This window comes from Halomonas sp. N3-2A (assembly GCF_002216165.1).
Lineage (GTDB): Bacteria > Pseudomonadota > Gammaproteobacteria > Pseudomonadales > Halomonadaceae > Vreelandella.
In genome coordinates, this window is the sequence record NZ_CP022286.1 from 2,085,354 (window position 1) to 2,105,014 (window position 19,661).

18 protein-coding genes are annotated in these 19,661 nt (G+C 54.0%); 7 read left to right on the top strand and 11 right to left on the bottom strand.

What is annotated here, in order from left to right; all coding sequences use genetic code 11:
- Positions 1-268: 268 nt before the first annotated feature.
- The 7 genes from CEK60_RS09870 to CEK60_RS09900 all read right to left on the bottom strand — a co-directional run bounded on the left by CEK60_RS09870 (position 269) and on the right by CEK60_RS09900 (position 8,227).
- Positions 269-2,059, bottom strand: coding sequence for a DUF4153 domain-containing protein (locus CEK60_RS09870; RefSeq protein ID WP_089038865.1), 1,791 nt, complete (start codon positions 2,057-2,059; stop codon positions 269-271).
- Between the two features lie 221 nt (positions 2,060-2,280).
- A complete protein-coding gene (cyoE, locus tag CEK60_RS09875; protein ID WP_038482136.1) occupies positions 2,281-3,204 on the bottom strand; it encodes a heme o synthase in 924 nt (307 codons plus the stop codon).
- Positions 3,162-3,491 carry a cytochrome o ubiquinol oxidase subunit IV gene (cyoD, locus tag CEK60_RS09880; protein ID WP_089038866.1) on the bottom strand — a complete coding sequence of 110 codons (330 nt, stop codon included), beginning with the start codon at positions 3,489-3,491 and terminating at the stop codon, positions 3,162-3,164. The genes cyoE and cyoD overlap by 43 nt, the downstream gene beginning before the upstream one ends.
- Before the next feature lies 1 nt (position 3,492).
- Positions 3,493-4,104: a cytochrome o ubiquinol oxidase subunit III gene (gene cyoC, locus CEK60_RS09885; protein ID WP_089038867.1), complete on the bottom strand. Its 612-nt coding sequence runs from the start codon at positions 4,102-4,104 to the stop codon at positions 3,493-3,495.
- Positions 4,104-6,131, bottom strand: coding sequence for a cytochrome o ubiquinol oxidase subunit I (gene cyoB, locus CEK60_RS09890; protein ID WP_089038868.1), 2,028 nt, complete (start codon positions 6,129-6,131; stop codon positions 4,104-4,106). The genes cyoC and cyoB overlap by 1 nt, the downstream gene beginning before the upstream one ends.
- A gap of 2 nt (positions 6,132-6,133) precedes the next feature.
- Positions 6,134-7,186: a ubiquinol oxidase subunit II gene (gene cyoA / locus CEK60_RS09895; RefSeq protein ID WP_089038869.1), complete on the bottom strand. Its 1,053-nt coding sequence runs from the start codon at positions 7,184-7,186 to the stop codon at positions 6,134-6,136.
- 273 nt (positions 7,187-7,459) lie between these two features.
- Positions 7,460-8,227, bottom strand: coding sequence for a DeoR/GlpR family DNA-binding transcription regulator (locus CEK60_RS09900; RefSeq protein ID WP_089038870.1), 768 nt, complete (start codon positions 8,225-8,227; stop codon positions 7,460-7,462).
- 260 nt (positions 8,228-8,487) lie between these two features.
- Here CEK60_RS09900 and CEK60_RS09905 point away from each other — a divergent pair, with 260 nt between their 5' ends.
- The 7 genes from CEK60_RS09905 to cdd all read left to right on the top strand — a co-directional run bounded on the left by CEK60_RS09905 (position 8,488) and on the right by cdd (position 15,357).
- Positions 8,488-9,330 (top strand): outer membrane protein OmpK, encoded by an 843-nt coding sequence (locus CEK60_RS09905; protein WP_089038871.1) that lies wholly within the window; start codon positions 8,488-8,490, stop codon positions 9,328-9,330.
- A gap of 33 nt (positions 9,331-9,363) precedes the next feature.
- The gene (locus tag CEK60_RS09910; RefSeq protein ID WP_089038872.1) at positions 9,364-10,647 is read left to right on the top strand and encodes a NupC/NupG family nucleoside CNT transporter; all 1,284 of its coding nucleotides are present in this window, start codon (positions 9,364-9,366) and stop codon (positions 10,645-10,647) included.
- A gap of 83 nt (positions 10,648-10,730) precedes the next feature.
- Positions 10,731-11,549: a deoxyribose-phosphate aldolase gene (gene deoC / locus CEK60_RS09915; protein ID WP_089038873.1), complete on the top strand. Its 819-nt coding sequence runs from the start codon at positions 10,731-10,733 to the stop codon at positions 11,547-11,549.
- Complete coding sequence (gene deoA, locus CEK60_RS09920) at positions 11,550-12,902, top strand: thymidine phosphorylase (RefSeq protein ID WP_089038874.1); 1,353 nt, start codon at positions 11,550-11,552, stop codon at positions 12,900-12,902.
- Positions 12,902-14,146 carry a phosphopentomutase gene (locus tag CEK60_RS09925; RefSeq protein ID WP_089038875.1) on the top strand — a complete coding sequence of 415 codons (1,245 nt, stop codon included), beginning with the start codon at positions 12,902-12,904 and terminating at the stop codon, positions 14,144-14,146. The genes deoA and CEK60_RS09925 overlap by 1 nt, the downstream gene beginning before the upstream one ends.
- 54 nt (positions 14,147-14,200) lie before the next feature.
- Entirely contained in the window at positions 14,201-14,926 is a 726-nt protein-coding gene (gene deoD / locus CEK60_RS09930) for a purine-nucleoside phosphorylase (protein ID WP_083001709.1), read from the top strand.
- A gap of 23 nt (positions 14,927-14,949) precedes the next feature.
- Complete coding sequence (gene cdd, locus CEK60_RS09935; RefSeq protein WP_089038876.1) at positions 14,950-15,357, top strand: cytidine deaminase; 408 nt, start codon at positions 14,950-14,952, stop codon at positions 15,355-15,357.
- A 4-nt stretch (positions 15,358-15,361) separates the two neighbouring features.
- Here cdd and CEK60_RS09940 read toward each other — a convergent pair whose 3' ends face one another.
- The 4 genes from CEK60_RS09940 to CEK60_RS09955 form a co-directional block, all read right to left on the bottom strand.
- A complete protein-coding gene (locus tag CEK60_RS09940) occupies positions 15,362-16,354 on the bottom strand; it encodes a LacI family DNA-binding transcriptional regulator (RefSeq protein WP_089038877.1) in 993 nt (330 codons plus the stop codon).
- A 76-nt stretch (positions 16,355-16,430) separates the two neighbouring features.
- The gene (locus CEK60_RS09945; RefSeq protein ID WP_089038878.1) at positions 16,431-17,693 is read right to left on the bottom strand and encodes an ABC transporter substrate-binding protein; all 1,263 of its coding nucleotides are present in this window, start codon (positions 17,691-17,693) and stop codon (positions 16,431-16,433) included.
- Positions 17,694-17,753: 60 nt separating this feature from the next.
- A complete protein-coding gene (locus tag CEK60_RS09950; RefSeq protein WP_089038879.1) occupies positions 17,754-18,803 on the bottom strand; it encodes a Gfo/Idh/MocA family protein in 1,050 nt (349 codons plus the stop codon).
- Entirely contained in the window at positions 18,800-19,579 is a 780-nt protein-coding gene (locus CEK60_RS09955; RefSeq protein WP_089038880.1) for a ThuA domain-containing protein, read from the bottom strand. The genes CEK60_RS09950 and CEK60_RS09955 overlap by 4 nt, the downstream gene beginning before the upstream one ends.
- Between the last annotated feature and the right edge of the window lie 82 nt (positions 19,580-19,661).

Here is a 19,661-nt window from a genome sequence, read left to right on the forward strand (position 1 = left end):
GATGACGACACTTTATGGTGAAGGCTAACGCAATACCGCGCCAACATCATGCAGCGCAGCATATTATACCAAGGTCTACCTCTCTTCTACGCTAACTACTTTACAAAGGTTGTCATAAACACACCGATGCAGGTCATTAACCGTGGCTCTTCTATCAACGATGCATTGATTGATTCTGACCCTCAGGCACCAGAATGCTGAAGCGAGAGGAAGTTGATAGCTTATTTTCCAAACTATCCTGATCGACGCTATCCCCCTTCACATCAAGCTAGTTCTCAGCGGTTGATAATTGCTGCCTGACGAACTCAAGAGAGGGCCGTAAAAAGTGTAAACAGGAGCCGGTTCGATAGATATTCAAAGATTCAGGTATACGCTGTAATTTGCTATACGAGTAGCTATGTAGACACTCTTCGGCATGATGTTTCTGCTCGCTACCCAACGAAACTAAACCACCTACCCAATGCCAGGCCTGATTGCTCTCGGCGTAGGCCTTCGCTTGAAAGGTGTATTGGTCGTAAATCAGCCACTGGATACTCGGGTCATCGTCAATACGAACCGCTCTGCAAGGGTCCGGCTGGTTCAAGCACATCAAATCCTGATTAGCCAGCAGCACCAGTAAAGACTCGGGCATCGTAGCCATCTCAGGACTTATACGAAACTGTTGGGCTAGCTCACCCAGATCGTTAGTATCCACCAGAGACTCGGTGTTACCGGATTGAGCTTGCTTTATGTGAAGCTCGACACGACGTTTCAGCTCAGGATGCGCCTGGGCAAACTCGCTCTCGGCCAGCTCTTGCAGAGCTAGGTTCCCGGGCTGCCCAAGTCGATAGCGCAAATAGCGGAAATCAAAGTCTTCCACTGCTGTGTGCCCATCCAATAATCGGTTTACCTGATGCTGTGCAGACCAGTGGCGCATGTCAGCCAGCGGCGTATTAACTAGCATCAGCACACTGGCCACCAGAAGGGCCAGCCACTTATTGACGCGGTGAAGGCTGGGTAACGCTGCTTGTCGGCGCCAAAGCAATATCAGGCTGTAACTGAAGGTAAAAGCCGCCGTCAGCGCTTGCAGCAGCCCTGCCCACAACCTGTCCAAACTGAGCCCGTACTGATCGATACGTAGCCATAGTGCCCACGCCGCCAATAGGCTTCCAATTGGCAGGAGTACGACCGCCATCAAAACCGTATTGCGTAGCCAAACAGGGTAAGGAGGGTTGCCCTGGGTTTGATGAAATACAGCGTTAAAGAACAGTAGCAAGGTTAACATCAACGCCATGAGTATTTGCGCCGCCTTGCCTGTATCCCATATGGGTTCTAACCCTGTCCAAGGCAACACGGCAAAGAACAGCAGGATGACCAGGGCAACCAACGGCAAAAGTGTCTTGATAAGCGCTTCGCACATCAGTCTTACGCTGGCAAGAAAGCGGAAGCGATTGCGGATCATCACCACGACGATACCGAGAATCAACCAAGTAACCGGATAGATAAACACAGGTTCCTGGAAAACCCGTGCAAAAAAGTCTATGCCAATGGCAGCAAAAAGCGCTCCCCAAAGCCCTAGAATTGCCCAAAACACCCCTATAAACAAACTGACCTGGGCAATTGTTAGGGCGAATTCCCATGAGTAATTCAGCAATGGTTGATAGGCTTTTGGCCATGTGCCACTAGAAGCACTGCTTCGAAAGAACAGAGCAAGAATGAACATAGCCACCCCCACAGTCATACAAAAGGAAGCAGTAAGGGGCTGTGAGTTCTGGTAAGGCACTTCCGGCATAGGGGTTGCCCAACCAAGATGCCACCCCATCCAAAACAGTAGAGGGATCAACAACAGCGGTATTAAATTGATACGCTCCCGCAGTCGCACCATGCTAATCAGGTAAAAGGCAGGCACCACGATAGTGATGGAATAAAGTGCGCCCAACCAGCGTTGGTCAGTGGCCAGCCAGTGTGCATGTTCAACAGCCAGGTGCAACGCGTAGAGCGCAACCCCCTGAAACAGGGCAATAAGGATCAATCCAATGCTGGTGCTACGATCCAATGTGTTTAGACGGTTATCATCCATGACAATTCTCTGAGGAGCAGGTGACGAACGTGATATCACGTCATTAGTCGGCTCAGAATACCAATAATTGCGGGTAGGCGTTACTTTGGGTGACCAATATCAATTAACAGTGGCATCACGTCTTAAGTCATTACTGACCGTGACTCCACATAGAAAAATAGCCCCAGGCACTGCCTGGGGCTATTTTTATTTAGCGAATTAACGTGTGTAAGAATTCCCTGTCACGCCCACATAGGCACCATGGCTTCCAGTACCATCACTAAGCTCATTGCGGTAATCGTCAGAATCGATACACCGAACACCTTTTTGGCCCAGCGCACGTCATCACCCAGTCGAAAACCACACAGCGCTAAGTACAGCCAGTAACCGCCCATTGCTAATGCAACACAGAGGTAGCCCGTACCCGCTTGACTGGCTAGCACCAAGGCGAGCGACGCAGGAATAAACGCGACGATGTAGCCCAGAATGTGGTGTTTTGCCCGTTTGATACCATGCACCACCGGCAGCACCGGAATCGATGCCCGGCGATAATCCGCATAGCGAAAAATCGCAATGGCATACGAATGCGGCATCTGCCAAAGGCAGAAGATGACCAGCAGCATGAAAGCACCGCTATCAAACTGCCCCGTCACCGCACAATAACCAACAACCGGCGGCATCGCCCCAGAAAGGCTGCCCACCAACGTGCCGTATTCAGAGTGCCGCTTCATGTAGAGGCTGTACACCCCAACGTAAACGCCCCAGCCGATCACCGCTAATGCCACGGTTAAGCCGTTGGTGCCCAGCGCCAAACACACCACGCCCGCTACCCCAAGCAGCGCCGAAACGCCTAATGCTTGAGTAATAGAGATACGTCCTTTGGCCAGAGGGCGATGGCGCGTACGCGCCATCAAAGCATCAATATCACGGTCAATAACGTTATTACAGGCGCAGCCAGACGCAATGACCAGTGCAATACCCAACATGACCGTACTAAACGTGACCCAATCAAAGGTACCGTGGGCGGCTAAAAAATAACCGCCTAAGGTCGCAATGAGATTGCCGCCAATAATGCCTGGCTTTGTTAGCGCGAGCAGGTCACGCCAACGGCTAGGCACCACCGTTAACCGATCATCATGTTGAGATGCAGATGCTGCATGATCCATAAAGAGCCCCCTACCACCAAGACAAGTATCGTCAGCGTGAAAACGAAAGACATCACGTTCCACCCTTCGTCGGCGTTGGTGTTCATATGCATAAACATGACCAGCTGAACCAAAATCTGCAGCACGGCTGTTACTGCGATAACGACCACCGTCGTGACGGTGCCTAGCGCACCGCTCATCACGACCGCGAATGGAATCACGGTTAGCACTAAAGATAGCAGAAGCCCAGTCACATACGATTTAACGCTGCCATGGGAAGAAGTTGAATTAGATGAAGAATGGCTCATCTCACAGCACTCCCATTAAATAAACAAACGAGAAAACACAGATCCAGACGATATCCAGAAAGTGCCAGAATAGGCTTAGGCACAGAATTCTGGGACGAGTCATCGGTGTTAGCCCTTTGGTAGAAAGCTGCACCAACATGACGAGAATCCATACCAAACCAACAGTCACGTGCAGCCCGTGAGTACCCACCAGGGTGAAGAATGACGAGAGAAACGCACTCTGATCGGGCCCATGCCCTTGATGAATCAAGTGCTGGAACTCATAAACTTCCATGCCAACAAACGCCGCGCCCAGCAGGAAAGTTATCGCTAACCACGCCTTTACCTGGCCAATGCGCTCAGCATTCATGGCCAACACGCCTATGCCGAAAGTAAAGCTACTAAACAGCAGTAAGAAAGTTTCGACGAGCACGAAAGGCAGCTCGAAAATATCTGCCGCCGTCGGGCCGCCCGCCGTGCCCTTCATGAGCACGGCGTAGGTAGCAAACAGTGACCCGAAGATCACCAGATCGCTCATTAGATAGACCCAAAAGCCGAATAATTTGGTGCCGCTGGCATCATGGTGCTCATGGGGCTCAGACGTTGCGCCATGGTGTAGGGTATCGGTAGCCATTACGCTCGCGCCTCCGCATAGTTTGTCTGCTTACTATCAGTTGAGTCACTGGCGGTCGGGGTGGTTTTGCGCTGCTGGTGCTCACGCTCAATCCGCGCCACTTCTGCGGCAGGCACGTAGTAGTCGATATCATCGTTGAAAACACGCGCTAAGAAGCTGATGACTACGCCAAGCGCACCCAACGCGGCTAGCCACCAGATATGCCATACCAGTGCAAAACCAAGTACCAGGGCAAACAAACTAATGACCGGCCCTGCCACGGTATTACGAGGCATGTGGATATCGGTATAAGGCGCTTCATCCAACTGCTCGTTGCTACGCTGTTTTTGCGACCAGAAACTGTCGATATCGCCAACTTCAGGCAAACGGGCAAAGTTGTAGAACGGTGCTGGTGATGACGTTGACCACTCCAATGTACGGCCATCCCATGGGTCGCCAGTCACATCGGCATTCAGCTTGCGATCACGAATGCTCACCCAGAACTGAATAATGGTGCAGGCAATGCCCATCATGATGATGACGGCACCTACCCAGGCCAGGATCATCCACGACTGCCACTCCGGGTTGGCATAGGACTGCATGCGGCGCACCGCGCCAAAGAAGCTCAACACATAGAGCGGCATAAAGGCGACATAGAAGCCAATAAACCAACACCAGAATGAACGCTTGCCCCACTTCTCGCTAAGCGTGAAACCGAATGCTTTGGGGAACCAGTACGTTAAGCCCGCCATCATGCCAAACACCACGCCACCAATAATTACGTTGTGGAAGTGGGCAATCACGAACAGGCTGTTATGCAGTACAAAGTTGGCAGCGGGTAGCGCCAGCATCACGCCAGTCATACCGCCTAAGGTGAAAGTAATAATAAAGCCTAAGGTCCATAGCACCGGCGAGGTCAGTTCCAGGCTGCCGCGGAAGATGGTGAACAGCCAGTTGAATACTTTCACCCCGGTAGGAATGGCAATAATCATCGTCATGATGCCGAAGAAGGCGTTGACGTTAGCGCCAGCCCCCATGGTGAAGAAGTGGTGCAACCAGACAATAAACGACAGCAGCGTGATCGCCACTGTGGCCCATACCATGGTGGTGTAACCAAACAAACGTTTACGCGCGAAGGTCGCGATCACTTCAGAGAACACGCCAAAGGCTGGCAGGATCAGGATGTACACTTCCGGATGGCCCCAAGCCCAGATGAGGTTGACGTACATCATCATGTTGCCGCCAAAATCATTGGTGAAGAAGTGCATGCCGAAGTAGCGGTCTAGAGTTAACAGCGCGATCGTCGCGGTAAGAATCGGGAAAGAGGCAATAATCAGGACGTTGGCACAAAGCGATGTCCAGGTAAAAATAGGCATGCGGAACATAGTCATGCCTTTAGTGCGCATTTTCAGGATCGTGACAAAGAAATTAATCCCGGTGAGCGTCGTACCTATGCCGGATATTTGTAACGCCCATATCCAATAATCGACCCCCACACCAGGGCTAAACTCTATCCCCGAAAGCGGCGCGTAAGCGAGCCAACCCGTTTTGGCGAACTCTCCTACTACTAGGGAAATATTAACCAGAATCGCGGACACCGCGAACAGCCAAAAGCTCAGGTTATTCAAGAAAGGAAAAGCAACGTCGCGTGCGCCAATTTGCAGTGGCACCACCAGATTCATCAGGCCGATGACCATGGGCATCGCAACGAAAAAGATCATAATCACGCCATGGGCGGTAAAGATCTGATCATAGTGTTCAGGAGGGAGGTAACCCGCGGCCCCACCAGCAGCCATAGCCAACTGGGTACGCATCATAATGGCATCAGCAAAGCCGCGTAGCAGCATCACCAAGGCAACCACAAAATACATAATACCGAGCTTTTTGTGGTCAACGGAGGTAAACCACTCGTTCCACAGCCAGCCCCACTTTCGGTAATAGGTTAATGCGCCGATAAGCGCAGCACCGCCAATCGCCATCATGGCGGCAACGATCATGATGATCGGTTCGTGATACGGAATCGACTCTAACGTCAGTTTTCCAAACATGCTTAACCCCCCGCTTCAACGCTTGTGGGATGGCCGCTCATCGCGTGATCCTCACTCGCATGCTGATTGGTAACGTGGCCAAACGCGGCCTGATGATGGGTAGCGCTTGCGCTTTCTAGCTCGCCAGACTCGCCGTGGCTATCGTCAACATCACTGACGGCTTCGTGGTTAACATGGTCGCCATGACCGCCGTGCCCACTGCCACCGGTATGAAAGCTGGTCAGAATCGACGTATAGAGCGCCGGAGATACCTCAGAGAAGTACTCGACCGGGTGGTATTCACTCGGTTTGGCTAAATCGCTATAACGGTCGGGATAGGTCAGGGTTTCATTGGAAGCCCGCACGTTTTCAACCCACGCATCAAATTCTTCAGGGGTGGTAACGTGAGCATCGAAGGTCATTCCTGAGAAGCCAGCACCGCTGTAATTTGTGGAACGGCCTGGATAAACGCCGACGTCGTCTGCAATGAGATGAACATCGTTATCCATACCCGCCATGGCATAAATTTGGCTGCCTAAGCGCGGAATAAAGAACGCATTCATCACCGAGCCAGAACTGACTCGAAAACGCACCGGCGTATCCACAGGAAAGGCAAGCTCGTTGACACTGGCAATGCCTTGCTCGGGGTAGATGAACAGCCATTTCCAGTCCAGCGCTACCACTTGGATTTCCATTGCGGCGGTATCGCTTTCGATGGGCTTATGGGGATCTAAGCTATGGGAGGTTTTCCAGGTAAGAAACGCTAAGACAGCGATGATTAAACAAGGCACTGTCCATACCGCGACTTCAATCGCATTAGAGTGCGCCCAGTCGGGTAGGTATTTAGCAACATTGCGATTGCTGCGCCGATAACGCCAACCAAACAGCAGCGTCATCACTATCACCGGAATAACTACAATTAGCATCAGCCCAAATGAGGTCAGTATTAGCGAGCGTTGCTCAACGCCAATCTGCCCTTTGGGATCCAACAATGCAGAACTGCAGCCCGTTAACAACAGGCACAACATGACGAGCACGAATGTGCCTCGCCTGCGCCAGAGGGTATGTCGTTGCATGGTGTGATCTCGTCAGAGAGTTGTCCAAAACAGCGCACTATTTGACCAGCTGAATAGCTAGCTAAATAGCCCGCTAACTAACACCCCATACTTTTCCCAGAACAGTGAGTACGTATGCGTTGCTCCGGGAAAAATATGCGCTACCGAAGGGATTGGTAGCGAGTCATAGTCAATACACGCCACGCGCGCATAAACTAAGACTAAAGTATTTTCTATTGATCTGGATCAATCAGAAAGAGGCGCTTTGCCGCACCCTGTATACTTAAAAATATGTTAAGCGACTGTCACGCTGGGTGATGCATGAGGAAGGCAATCTTGTACTTTCGGTGCATGCTCATCGTCGGTCACGACAATATCGAAATCGGATAACGCGGCAAAATAGGCTGGGCGCACTAAACCAAATTTGCTGGCATCAACAATCAACAGGCGCTGCATAGCCGTCGCTATGGCAGCCTGTTTTGGCGCCACTTCATGAAAATGGAAACAACTAACCCCACGTTCGCAGTCCACTCCTGCGGCAGAGATCAGTGCTTTATTAATGCCTAAACGCTCAATCGCAGCACGCATACCATCACTACCAAACGATTGTGACGAGGCATAAAACAGTCCCCCTAGCAGCACTAACCGCACATTAGGCAGCGCGGCCACTGAGTTAGCCACGTTAAGGGCATACGTCACCACAGTGAGCTCGCGGAAATGGCTTAACTGACTAAGCAAAGGAATCAGTGTTGAACCGCAGTCAATGAATAGCGTATCGCCGTCTTCGATAAAGCTGGCAACTCGCTGACAGAGGCGGTGCTTAATCTGATAATGGCTCGCCTGTTGCTCAGTCAAGTCATACACCGGCGTTACGCCAGGATAGTTTGCCATGACCAAGCGACCGCCCAACAAGCTAATCGCCGAAGGCTGCGTAGTAACGTCCCGACGGATCGTCATTTCAGAAACACCGCACAGCTCAGCAGCATCGCGCAGATGCAATGTCCCCCCGCTGGCAAGCGCTTCTTGCAACATTGCCAAACGCTGAGCGCTTCGGTCATTCATGGCAAACCTCTCCTTTAATCCCAAGTTCAGGCGTTATTTGTTATCAGCGGTTAGTGGGTATCCAAGGCCTATGCTGAGCCAGCCCTCATTATATTTCCACTGTCAGACGCTGCTCTTCGACTATTTGAGAGTCATATCACATATACAAAGCGTTGATGGGGCAATACTTGCAAATCAACGTTAAAAAAATAACACTCAATGTTATAATTTTAACATCAACGCCAGCCCACACGACTCATAACAACCCTGTTGAGGCTTCCATGACTGCTCAAAACCCTTCTCGCTCTTCTTTCGTCACGCTTGGCGCTGGCGTTTTACTGGCTAGCTCTGCGCTGGTAACGCCAGCGTTAGCCAACGACACCCCCGCGTCACCAACGACGCCCCTTTGGTCGTTTGCCAACGTTTCGGTGAACTACTTGGATTGGTCTAACGGTACTGAAGCGCGTACCGCTAGTAACGCAGCAAAAAGCGACTTCACGTTTGTCGAAATCGAAGGCGGCGTAGGTTACAGCTGGGGCGAATTCTACGGTTTCTTCGATTTCGAGAACCCAACCAACGACCAGTTTGACGAATCAAGCGGTGGTAAAGACAACTTTCGTACCGCAGGCAAAATCACTTCGCATATTTATTTAGGCGACAGCCCGCTATCGATCTACGCGCACCTGTACGACTTCCGCGATTATGGTTTCAACGCTCGCGAGCAGGATCAAATTCTCGGCCTCGGCTACCGCACGACGTTCGACAACGGCCTATGGTTTAAACCGTTTATTGGCGCAGCACGTGTACAGAGCGACGGCTACACTGGCATGAACGGCTTTATGGCGGGTTGGGTAGCAGGTTATGACTTCTCAGCGCTCAACCAGAACTTCAGCGTCACCAACTGGCATGAACAAACCTTTGGCCGTGACGACGAGTACCTGGAACAAAACTACGTAGGTGATAAAGCGGGGAGCGTAGGCACCAACGGCGCGCTTAGCTTGTGGTGGCATCCTTCTGAGCTAATTACCACTGGCGTGCAGTATCGCTACTCAGACAATAAGCTGGGTACCCCGAACGCTTACCAAAATGCGATGATTTACTCAGTAAAATTAAACTTACTGTAATCGCTCCACCTCACACGCTCGGAAGGTACCCACATGACTCTCATCATGAGCTTGGTAGGCATGGTTACGCTGGTAACCATCGCACTTATCTTCTCTTACGACCGTAAATCAATTCGGCTGCGCACCGTGCTTGGCGCGTTTGCCATCCAGGCGGGTATTGGTGCATTTGTCCTTTATGTGCCCTTTGGCCAAGCAGTCCTGCAAGCCATTTCGTCCGGCGTTAGCCAAATATTGGTCTACGCCAATGACGGCATCGGCTTTCTGTTTGGCGGCTTAGCCGATGTCGATAACGTCGGCTTTGTTTTTGCCATTAAAGTACTGCCAGTGATTATCTTTTTCTCGTCACTCATTGCAGTGCTTTATTACATAGGCATTATGCAGTGGGTCATTCGGATTTTAGGCGGCGCGCTGCAAAAAGCACTCGGCACTTCTCGCACCGAATCGCTTTCTGCCACGGCAAATATCTTTGTTGGCCAAACCGAAGCGCCGCTGGTGGTACGTCCGTTTATCGCCCGCATGACGCCTTCGCAGCTATTTGCAGTGATGTGCGGTGGCCTGGCATCGGTGGCTGGTTCGGTACTGGCGGGCTACGCCGCCTTGGGCATTCCCATGGAATACTTGGTCGCCGCTTCGTTTATGGCGGCACCGGGTGGCCTCCTGTTCGCCAAACTCATCATGCCTGAAACTCAAGACGCGACCGATAGCGACAGCGTTTCTAAAGTAGAAGAAGAGCTTAAAGAGCAGGAAGACAAACCCGCCAACGTATTGGATGCAGCCGCCGCGGGCGCTACGTCAGGCATGAAACTTGCCGCCAATGTCGGTGCCATGCTGCTCGCGTTTATTGCGCTTATTGCCCTGATTAACGGTATTCTAGGCGGCGTTGGCGGTTGGTTTGGCTTTGAATCACTCAGCCTTGAACTGATTCTTGGCTGGCTGTTTGCGCCGCTTGCCTTCTTGCTTGGCGTCCCTTGGGAAGAAGCTACCCTGGCGGGTTCGTTTATCGGTCAAAAACTGGTGGTGAATGAGTTTGTCGCCTTTATCAACTTGGCTCCCTACATTGATGGGGAACAGGTGGTGGCCGCCACGGGTCAAATGATGACTCCGCACACCATGGCGATTCTTTCCTTTGCGCTATGTGGCTTTGCCAACCTGTCCTCCATTGCCATTTTGCTGGGCGGCTTAGGCAGCATTGCCCCTACACGCCGTAAAGAGATTGCCCGTTTTGGCGTGAAGGCCGTATTGGCCGGTACACTCTCTAACCTAATGTCGGCCTCAATTGCAGGCTTCTTTATTGCGTTGAGTAGCGCCACGGCTTAACGCAGCGAGCACGACACTTTGCAACGGGCGCTGCTGTTTTCACGCAGGGCCCGTTTTGTCTTTTATTAATTTGCGAGAACTCCATGACTGCGACTGCCTCCTCTCAGCACACTCAAGCCCAACTTACCCAAGCTGCCCGTCAAGCACTCACCCTCATGGATCTAACGAGCCTGAACGACAGCGACACCGATAGCACGATTGAAGCGCTCTGCCAGCAACTTAAAACACCCTTTGGCAACCCAGCAGCGGTATGCGTTTATCCGCAATTTGTGGTTACCGCGCAGCGTGCACTAACCGCTCACAAGCTCAATGACCACGTTAAAATTGCCACGGTTACCAACTTCCCAGATGGTGGTGACGACATCATGGGTGCCGCCCGTGAAACCCGCGACGCTGTCGCTTCCGGTGCCGATGAAGTCGATGTGGTCTTCCCCTACCGCGCATTGATGGCAGGCGATGAAGCAATCGGCCTAGAGCTGGTCGAAATGTGTAAAGCCGCCTGCGCTGGTCAAGCACGCTTAAAAGTCATCATTGAATCGGGCGAACTCAAAGATCCCGCGCTTATCAAGCGTGCCAGTGAACTGGCCATTGAAGGCGGCGCTGACTTTATTAAAACATCGACAGGCAAGGTCGAAACAAACGCCACCCTGGAAGCCGCTGAGATCATGCTTAACGCGATTAAAGCCAGCGGTGAAGATGTCGGGTTTAAAGCCGCCGGTGGCGTGCGCACCACTGAAGAAGCCGTCGAGTATCTAGCACTTGCTACGAATATTATGGGCGCGCAGTGGGTAACGCCTGAGCACTTCCGGTTTGGTGCCTCCAGCCTGCTGGGTAATTTATTGAATACGCTAAGCGGCGCCCCACAAACTGCATCGCTCGCCACTACTAACGGAGGCTACTAAATGTCATCTACCGCTTCTCATCACGCTCTCCTGCCCCAGGAACTAATTCGCCTCAAGCGCGATAATCAGCCGCTACCCGCGGAAGAGATCAAAGCCTTCGTACAGGGCATTGCCGATGATCGCATCAGCGACGCCCAAATTGGCGCCTTCACCATGGCGGTGTTCTTAAACGGCATGAGCCGTGAAGAAGTCGTCGCCCTGACCACGGCGACCCGCGACTCTGGCCATGTCATGCAGTGGGACTCCCTCAACCTACCCGGCCCGATTGTCGATAAACACTCTACTGGCGGCGTTGGTGATCTAGTGTCGTTGGTGCTCGGCCCCTGGGTCGCCGCTTGCGGCGCGTTTGTGCCGATGATTTCAGGTCGTGGCCTTGGCCACACCGGCGGCACGCTGGACAAGCTGGAATCGATCCCCGGTTACGACCCCTACCCAGCGCCGGAACGCTTTAGCAGTGTGGTGAAATCCACCGGTGTAGCGATTATCGGCCAAACCGGCAATCTGGCCCCCGCCGATAAACGCATTTACGGCGTGCGTGATGTGACCGCCACCGTAGAGTCCATTCCACTGATTACCGCCTCTATTCTGGGTAAAAAACTGGCCTCCGGTTTAGATGCCTTAGTGATGGACGTTAAGGTTGGCAGCGGCGCCTTTATGCCCACGCCAGAAAAGTCCCGTGAGCTAGCCAAAAGCATCGCCAACGTGGCAACCCAAGCCGGAACGCCGACCACTGCTCTGCTCACCGACATGAGCCAGCCGTTGGCCCCTTGCGCTGGCAACGCGGTCGAAATTGTCGAGACCCTGGCCCTACTGCGCGGCGAACGTGCCAACAGTCGCGTTATGCAGGTCACCCGCGAACTGGCGGTGGAAATGCTGATCGCTGGCAAACTGGTCAACAACCGTGAAGAGGCCCTTACTAAGCTGGAAAAAGCGCTCACCTCGGGTGCAGCAGCCGAAGTCTTCGCCCGGATGGTACGCGAGCTGGGCGGTCCCGCCGACTTTATGGAACGCTCGGATAGCTACTTGGCCACCGCACCGGTTATTCAGCCGGTGTACCCTGAGCAGAGTGGCATCGTACAGCGTATCGACACCCGTGCCGTCGGTATGAGCGTCGTCGAGCTAGGCGGTGGCCGCCTGCGCAACGACGCTAGCGTCGATCACAGCGTCGGTTTTAGCGATATTGTCGAGATTGGCGACCGTGTCGATAGCCAGCGTCCGTTAGCCATCGTTCACGCCCGCAGTGAAGATGCGGCCAAGCGTGCCGCTGCTCAGTTGCGTGCCGCCATGACCCTTAGCGAAGAGCCTGCCGCAGCGGACACACTGCTTCAAGACACCTTCCGAGGAGAAGCCTAATGCGTCGTGCGATTGTATTAGTCCTTGATTCGTTTGGGATCGGTAGCGCCCCCGATGCTGATAAATTCGGCGACCAGGGTGCTGACACCCTGGGCCACATCGCTGCCGCCTGCGCCCGCGGTAACGCCGATACCGCTGAGCGCTCAGGCCCCCTAAAACTGCCCAACATGGCGGCGCTTGGCCTGTTCTACGCCCACCGCGATGCAACGGGAAGCGTCGCCGAAGGCGTTAACCTGCCAGCTCAATTAACAGGTGCGTACGCCCACGCCAAAGAGATCTCCAGCGGCAAGGACACTCCCTCCGGCCACTGGGAAATTGCTGGCGTACCAGTGCGTTTTGACTGGGGTTATTTTCTTGATAAAACCAACAGCTTCCCCCTTGAACTGCTCGACGCCATCGTGCAAGAAGCCGGCCTCACTGGGGTGATTGGCAACTGCCACGCTTCGGGCACCGAGATCATCGCCCGTCTGGGTGAAGAGCACATAGCCACCGGCAAGCCCATCGTTTATACCTCGGCAGATTCGGTGTTTCAGATTGCCGCCCACGAGGAGCACTTTGGCTTAGAGCGCCTCTACGCGCTGTGCGAAACCGTGCGCGAGCTTCTCGAGCCCTACAACATTGGCCGTGTGATTGCCCGCCCGTTTAACGGCGATGACAGCACCAGTTTTGCCCGCACCGGCAACCGCCGTGACTACAGCGTTGAGCCGCCCAGCCCCACCGTATTGCAGAAACTGGCCGATGCCGGCGGCGAAGTGGTCTCGATTGGCAAGATCGCGGACATTTACGCGCATTGCGGCATTACCCATAAGGTCAAAGCCAGCGGCCACGACGCCCTGATGGAAGCCACGCTCGCCGAAGTAGCCCGCACCGCGAAAGAAACCAGCGACCGCCCAACCATGATCATGACCAACTTTGTTGATTTTGATTCGGTTTACGGCCACCGCCGTGACGTGCCGGGCTACGCCGCCGCACTTGAGCATTTCGATGCCCGCCTGCCGGAACTGCTTGCCGCACTCAACGATGATGACCTGTTGCTGCTCACCGCCGACCACGGTTGCGACCCCAGCTGGGAAGGCACCGAACACACCCGCGAATATGTGCCGGTGATGGTGCATGGCGCAGGGTTTGCCCCCGGCCCGCTAGGCGAGCGCGACACCTTTGCCGATATCGGCCAGACATTAGCCGCCTTCTTCGCCGTTGAAGCGATGGAAGACGGCAAGAGCTTTTTACCTAACGCTGCCTGAACCGCAGCGTTGAGCGAATTAATCTGATTAAAAAACGATCAATAGGAGCGTTTTATGGCAACACCACATATCAATGCTGAAATGGGCGATTTCGCGGATACCGTTCTGATGCCCGGCGACCCGCTGCGCGCCAAGTACATCGCCGATACCTACCTGGAAAATGTTCGCCAGGTCAACGATGTACGCAGCATGTTCGGCTACACCGGCACTTACCAGGGCCGCGAAATTTCGGTCATGGGCCACGGCATGGGCATTCCGTCGGTGTCTATTTATGCCAAAGAGCTGATTACCGACTACGGCGTTAAGTCGATTATTCGTGTGGGTTCCTGCGGCGCGGTACGCGACGACGTCAACGTACGTGACGTGGTTATTGGCATGGGTGCCTGCACCGATTCCAAAGTGAACCGCATGCGCTTTAATGACCACGACTTCTCGGCCATCGCTGACTTTGAGCTGACAAGCCATGCCGTTGCTGCCGCCAAGGCGCAGAATGTACCGGTAAAAGTCGGCAATATCTTCTCAGCGGATCTGTTCTACAACCCGCAGACCGACATGGCCGAACTACTCAAGCGCTACGGCATCGTGGGTGTGGAAATGGAAGCGGCAGGCCTTTACGGCGTTGCCGCAGAGTTTGGTGCTCGCGCACTAACCATCTGCACGGTGTCCGACCATATTCTGAAAGGCGAGTCGCTCTCCAGCGCCGACCGCCAGACCACCTTCAACGACATGATGACGATTGCGCTAGACACCGTATTGCGTGACGACGCTGCCAAGGCCTAATAGCCATTGATGAGGATAACGCCATGAGCCAAGCGGATCAGGCACTGGTTGACACGCTGCTGACCACTTTGGGCAACGCTTATGCGCCCTACTCCAACCACCCAGTCGCCGCGGTAATGGAGTGCCCGGATGGCCAGCAGTTTGCAGGCGCTAACGTGGAAGTGGCGCACTACAAAGGGCTGTGCGCGGAAGCCTCGGCGATTTCCGCCATGATCACCGCTGGCCAGCGTGAGCTTGCCAAGGTGTACGTGATGGGACCAGGCGAGCATCTGTGTACACCGTGTGGCGACTGCCGTCAGCGCATTCGTGAATTCGCCACCCCAGAAACGCAAATTATGGTGCTTTCACACCAGGGCGACGTGCTAAAAACCTATACCATGGAAACGCTGCTTCCCGATGCCTTCGGCCCCGAGCAACTGCCGCCGCGTTAAGTGTTCAGGCTGTTTCCCGCATGACGAGCGTCACCGGCAGCGATACATGCCGGGGCGCTTTGCTTGCTAGCGCTTCGCCCAACAGCTCGACACTCATTGCCGCAATCGCTGCGATATCTTGACGAATGGTGGTTAACCCAGAAGCAAGCGCTGGCAGGTCATCAAAACCGGTCACTGCGACTTGGCGAGGCACGTCTACTTCCCGGTCTTCCAGCGCAGCGATACACCCTAGCGCCAGTTCGTCGGTGGCGCAGACTAGCGCATCAAACGGCAGCGCTTGCCCAGTTGTGATCTGCGCCAACGCGCGATTTAAATAACGATAACTGGTCAGTGAGTCTGAGCTGAATCGATGTGGCAGGCTAATTAGTTGCTCAGAGAGCCCGGCTTCATCCAGCGCCCGTCGGTAACCCTCTAAACGGCTATGAGGCCCCGGCACTTCCAGCTCACCACCGACAAACGCAAGCTGTCGGCGTCCCTGAGCGATAAGGTGGTGCGTCATTTCATAAAACCCTTGGGCATCATTCGGTGCGACCGAAAAACCTCGCCCTGGGTTGCCAATGCGCACAAAAGGCACGCCAGCGTTTTCTAGCAACGTAGGGCGCGCATCCTCAGAGGTTTCTCCCAGCAGAATAGCCGCGCCCGCCCGTTCTGGAAGCTCGGCAGTTTGATCGTGGTGGAAAAAGATCGGCACCATGCCCTGCTGGTGTAGAGCGACGGTTAAGTGTTGGTAGAGCAGAATATAGTAAGGACGCAGCTCGATATCCTGGCGTCCCAGGGGAATTCCTACCACTGCGGCCTTGCCACTAATCAGTTGCCTGGCCGCTGCGCTGGGCTGGTACGCCACATCGCGGCTGATGGTAAGAATTTTTTCCCGCAACGCGTCGCTTAGCCCTGGCTTACCATTAAGTGCCCGACTGACCGAAGCAATAGAGACATCGGCCCGCCGGGCTATTTCGCGTATGGTCGCCGTTTGAGCGCTCTGTTTGGTCTGTTTCATGCCATGCCTCAGCGATTCGACTTATGATTGTGCCAAAAATTGTGCCGAAAATCGCTGAGCATTGCGGTAAATCCAGCTACCAACCACGCCTCCCTATACGGGCAAGCTCGCTATCGAGCTGCTGAATTGCTTGTTTGGGGGAAATATCACCGGATAGGGCGTCATGCACACGGTTGAACACGGCGTTAGACACCCGCGGATACGCTTCTCCAGTAACGCTCGCAGGACGTGGCACACCATTCATAACGGTTTCATAAAGTTCGCCAATAAACGGGTGGGCTTCCAGCACCTCGGCATTTTCATAGAGCACAGGCCGCGTCGGGTTTCGACCAAACTCAACGGCGTGAGCTTTTTGTTGCTCTTCAGCGGCGAGATAAGCCACTAGGTCAGCGGCGATATCAGGATGCTCTGAGTAGCGTGAAACCGCCCAGTTCCAGCCGCCAAGCGTCGCGACAGACTGCCCTTCGGGCCCGCGAGGTAACGGCGCGACGCCAAACTTGCCTTGAATGGGTGTGCCATCGGCCTGCCCCAACGACCAAGCATAGGGCCAGTTACGCATAAACACGGCGTTACCCGATTGGAACACCCCGCGAGCTTCTTCTTCCATATAGTTGCGCACGCCCTCAGGGCTGATGTCCCCCACCCAAGAGGCTGCTAGCGCGATGGCCTCCACTGCTTGGGGATTATTGATGGTGACTTGTCCATCGGCATCCACAAAAGTGCCGCCACCGTAGCTGGCTATCCACTCCAATGCATTGGTGGTCAGTCCTTCATAGGCTCGCCCTTGGAACACAAACCCATGCATGCGCGCATTACCTGCGTCGCGCTCAGATTGCTGGATATGTCGCGCAGTGTCCGTCAACGCCTGCCAGGTTTGCGGCACTTCAGCGTCGTACTTGTCCAACAAGTCCTGGCGGTAATAGAGCAACCCTGCATCCGTAAACCACGGCAACGCCACCAGCTTGCCCTGCACGGTATTGTTATCCATCAGTGAGGGAATAAAGCCGTCAGCCGCGCCTTCCGGCAGATAGTCATTTAGGTCAACCAAATGGTCGGCAAGTAGCCCTGGCCACACAATATCTACCATCAGCACATCCACATCTTGCGATTGGCTGCCTAATAGTTGCTGATAAAGCGACAACTTCTCAGTGGGTGATGCCGGGGTGGTGACGATATTCACTTGGTGACCATTAGCATCGGCCCACCGTTCTGCCAGGATTGGGCAAAAATCTGCTGCCCCACCATCGCCACAGGCAATGGTAATTTCAGCCGCCATGGCAGGCAGCGTTGTGGGCAGCAGGGCAAACAGTATCGCTGACGAGCGCAGGTAGTGACGCATAGCATTCACCTCTATTGTTATTGGTAGGTAGGGAGCTAGTTAAAGGGTCGAGCCATCCACCTAGCTGGCAATCGCTAGGCTGCGGTCTTCCTGACTTGAAACAAAGCAGGCATCAAGCACGGTTTGAATTGCCGCACCACGCGCAAAGTCGGGTTGATCATTATTGCCACTGCGAATGCTCTCGACGAAGCGTTGGTAAATACTCGGCGTGGACGGTGCTTTCACAGTGCTCCAGCGGGCAGGATGTACGTCATCATCGAGACATACCTGCACATCCTCTTTTGAGGCGTCCAGGTCAATACGAATCGCGCCTTTATCGCCGTGCACACTCAGCGCCAGCGAGTTGTGATGCCCTGTTGCCCAGCGAGTGGCCTGAATAGTGCCTTTCGCACCATTGGCAAATGACACTCTCATCAGCGCGGTATCATTGGCATCCAGCACATACTCACCAATGCGATTGTCTGGGGCTTTTTCAAAGCAGGTTAACTCGCAGTTTACTCGGGTAATGTCGCCAACAGGGAAGCTGGCAAAGTCGACAATATGCACACCAACATCGCCTAATACGCCTTTGCTGCCGTGGGCTTCAGAAAGCCGCCACAGCCACTGGCTATCTTCATTCCAGCGCCCCCAGGCGTTACTCACTAGCCAGCTTTGCCTATAACTGGAATCGACATGACGAACTTGACCAATCGCCCCTCCCGCAACGAGTGCACGCGCGTGCTGAATCGCTGGGGCATCGCGGTAGCTTAGGTTGACCATGTTGATCACGTTAGCGGCCTGAGCAGCGGCCGCCATTTCATGGGCATCTTGTGCATTTGTCGCCAGCGGTTTTTCACACAGGATATGCTTACCTGCGGCAATGGCGACCAGCGACGTGGCTTTGTGAACACCATCTGGGGTGACGTTACTTACCGCGTGAATATCATCCCGAGCCAACATGGCCTGCAGGTCTTGATACACGTCGGCAATGCCATGATGCTCGGCAAACGCCTGGGCTTTGGCAAGGTCTCGGTCGCACACAGCCACCACTTCGATGCCTTCAAGACGGCCAAAATGCTTGGCGTGCTCGCCAGCCATGCTGCCTGCACCAATTATCGCTAAACGGATCATTTAAAGCCCTCCTCGCCGGGTTTATGCAGGCTTTCGCCTTTAATCTCGACCGGATTAGGCGCTTGGTCAGCGGGTACATTAGGGCAGCTGTCGATCCATCGCGAGCCTTCCGGGCGTGCCCAGTTCACGGCGTTTTTCAACACGGTTTTCACCTGGGCATCGTAATAAATCGGATAGGTTTCATGGCCAGGGCGGAAGTAGAAAATCTTGCCGTTGCCACGTTTGTAGGTCAGGCCGGAGCGGAACACCTCTCCCCCCTCAAAGGCACTGATAAAGATCACTTCATCGGGGTTGGGCACCGCAAACGGTTCGCCGTACATTTCGGTATGGGGCAGCTCAATGTAATCCCCCAGGCCCTGAACAATCGGGTGACCTGGGTTCACTACCCACAGCCGTTCCCGCTCGCCCGCTTCGCGCCACTTGAGTGAACACGTAGTTCCCATTAAGCGCTTAAAAATTTTCGAGTAGTGCCCCGAGTGCAGCACAATCAAACCCATGCCCTGGAGTACGCGTTTTTGAACGCGATCAACCGTCTCCTCCAACACATCGCCATGGGCGGCGTGGCCCCACCATAGCAGTACATCGGTGCTTTCAAGCGTTGCTTCGCTCAAGCCCTGCTCTGGGTCTTGTAATGTGACAGCAGTGGCATTGATACCTTCTGCTTCGTTTAAACCTTCGGCGATGCACTGGTGCATACCCTTAGGGTAAATACGCGCCACGATGTCATTGGTCTGCTCGTGGACGTTCTCCCCCCATACAGTCGCGTTAATACTCATAGATTCTCCTTGCGAATTAAAACATCTTAAAAAATGACAGCTGAAGCTTAAAGTAAACGTTTACTCACGAAGAGTAAACGTT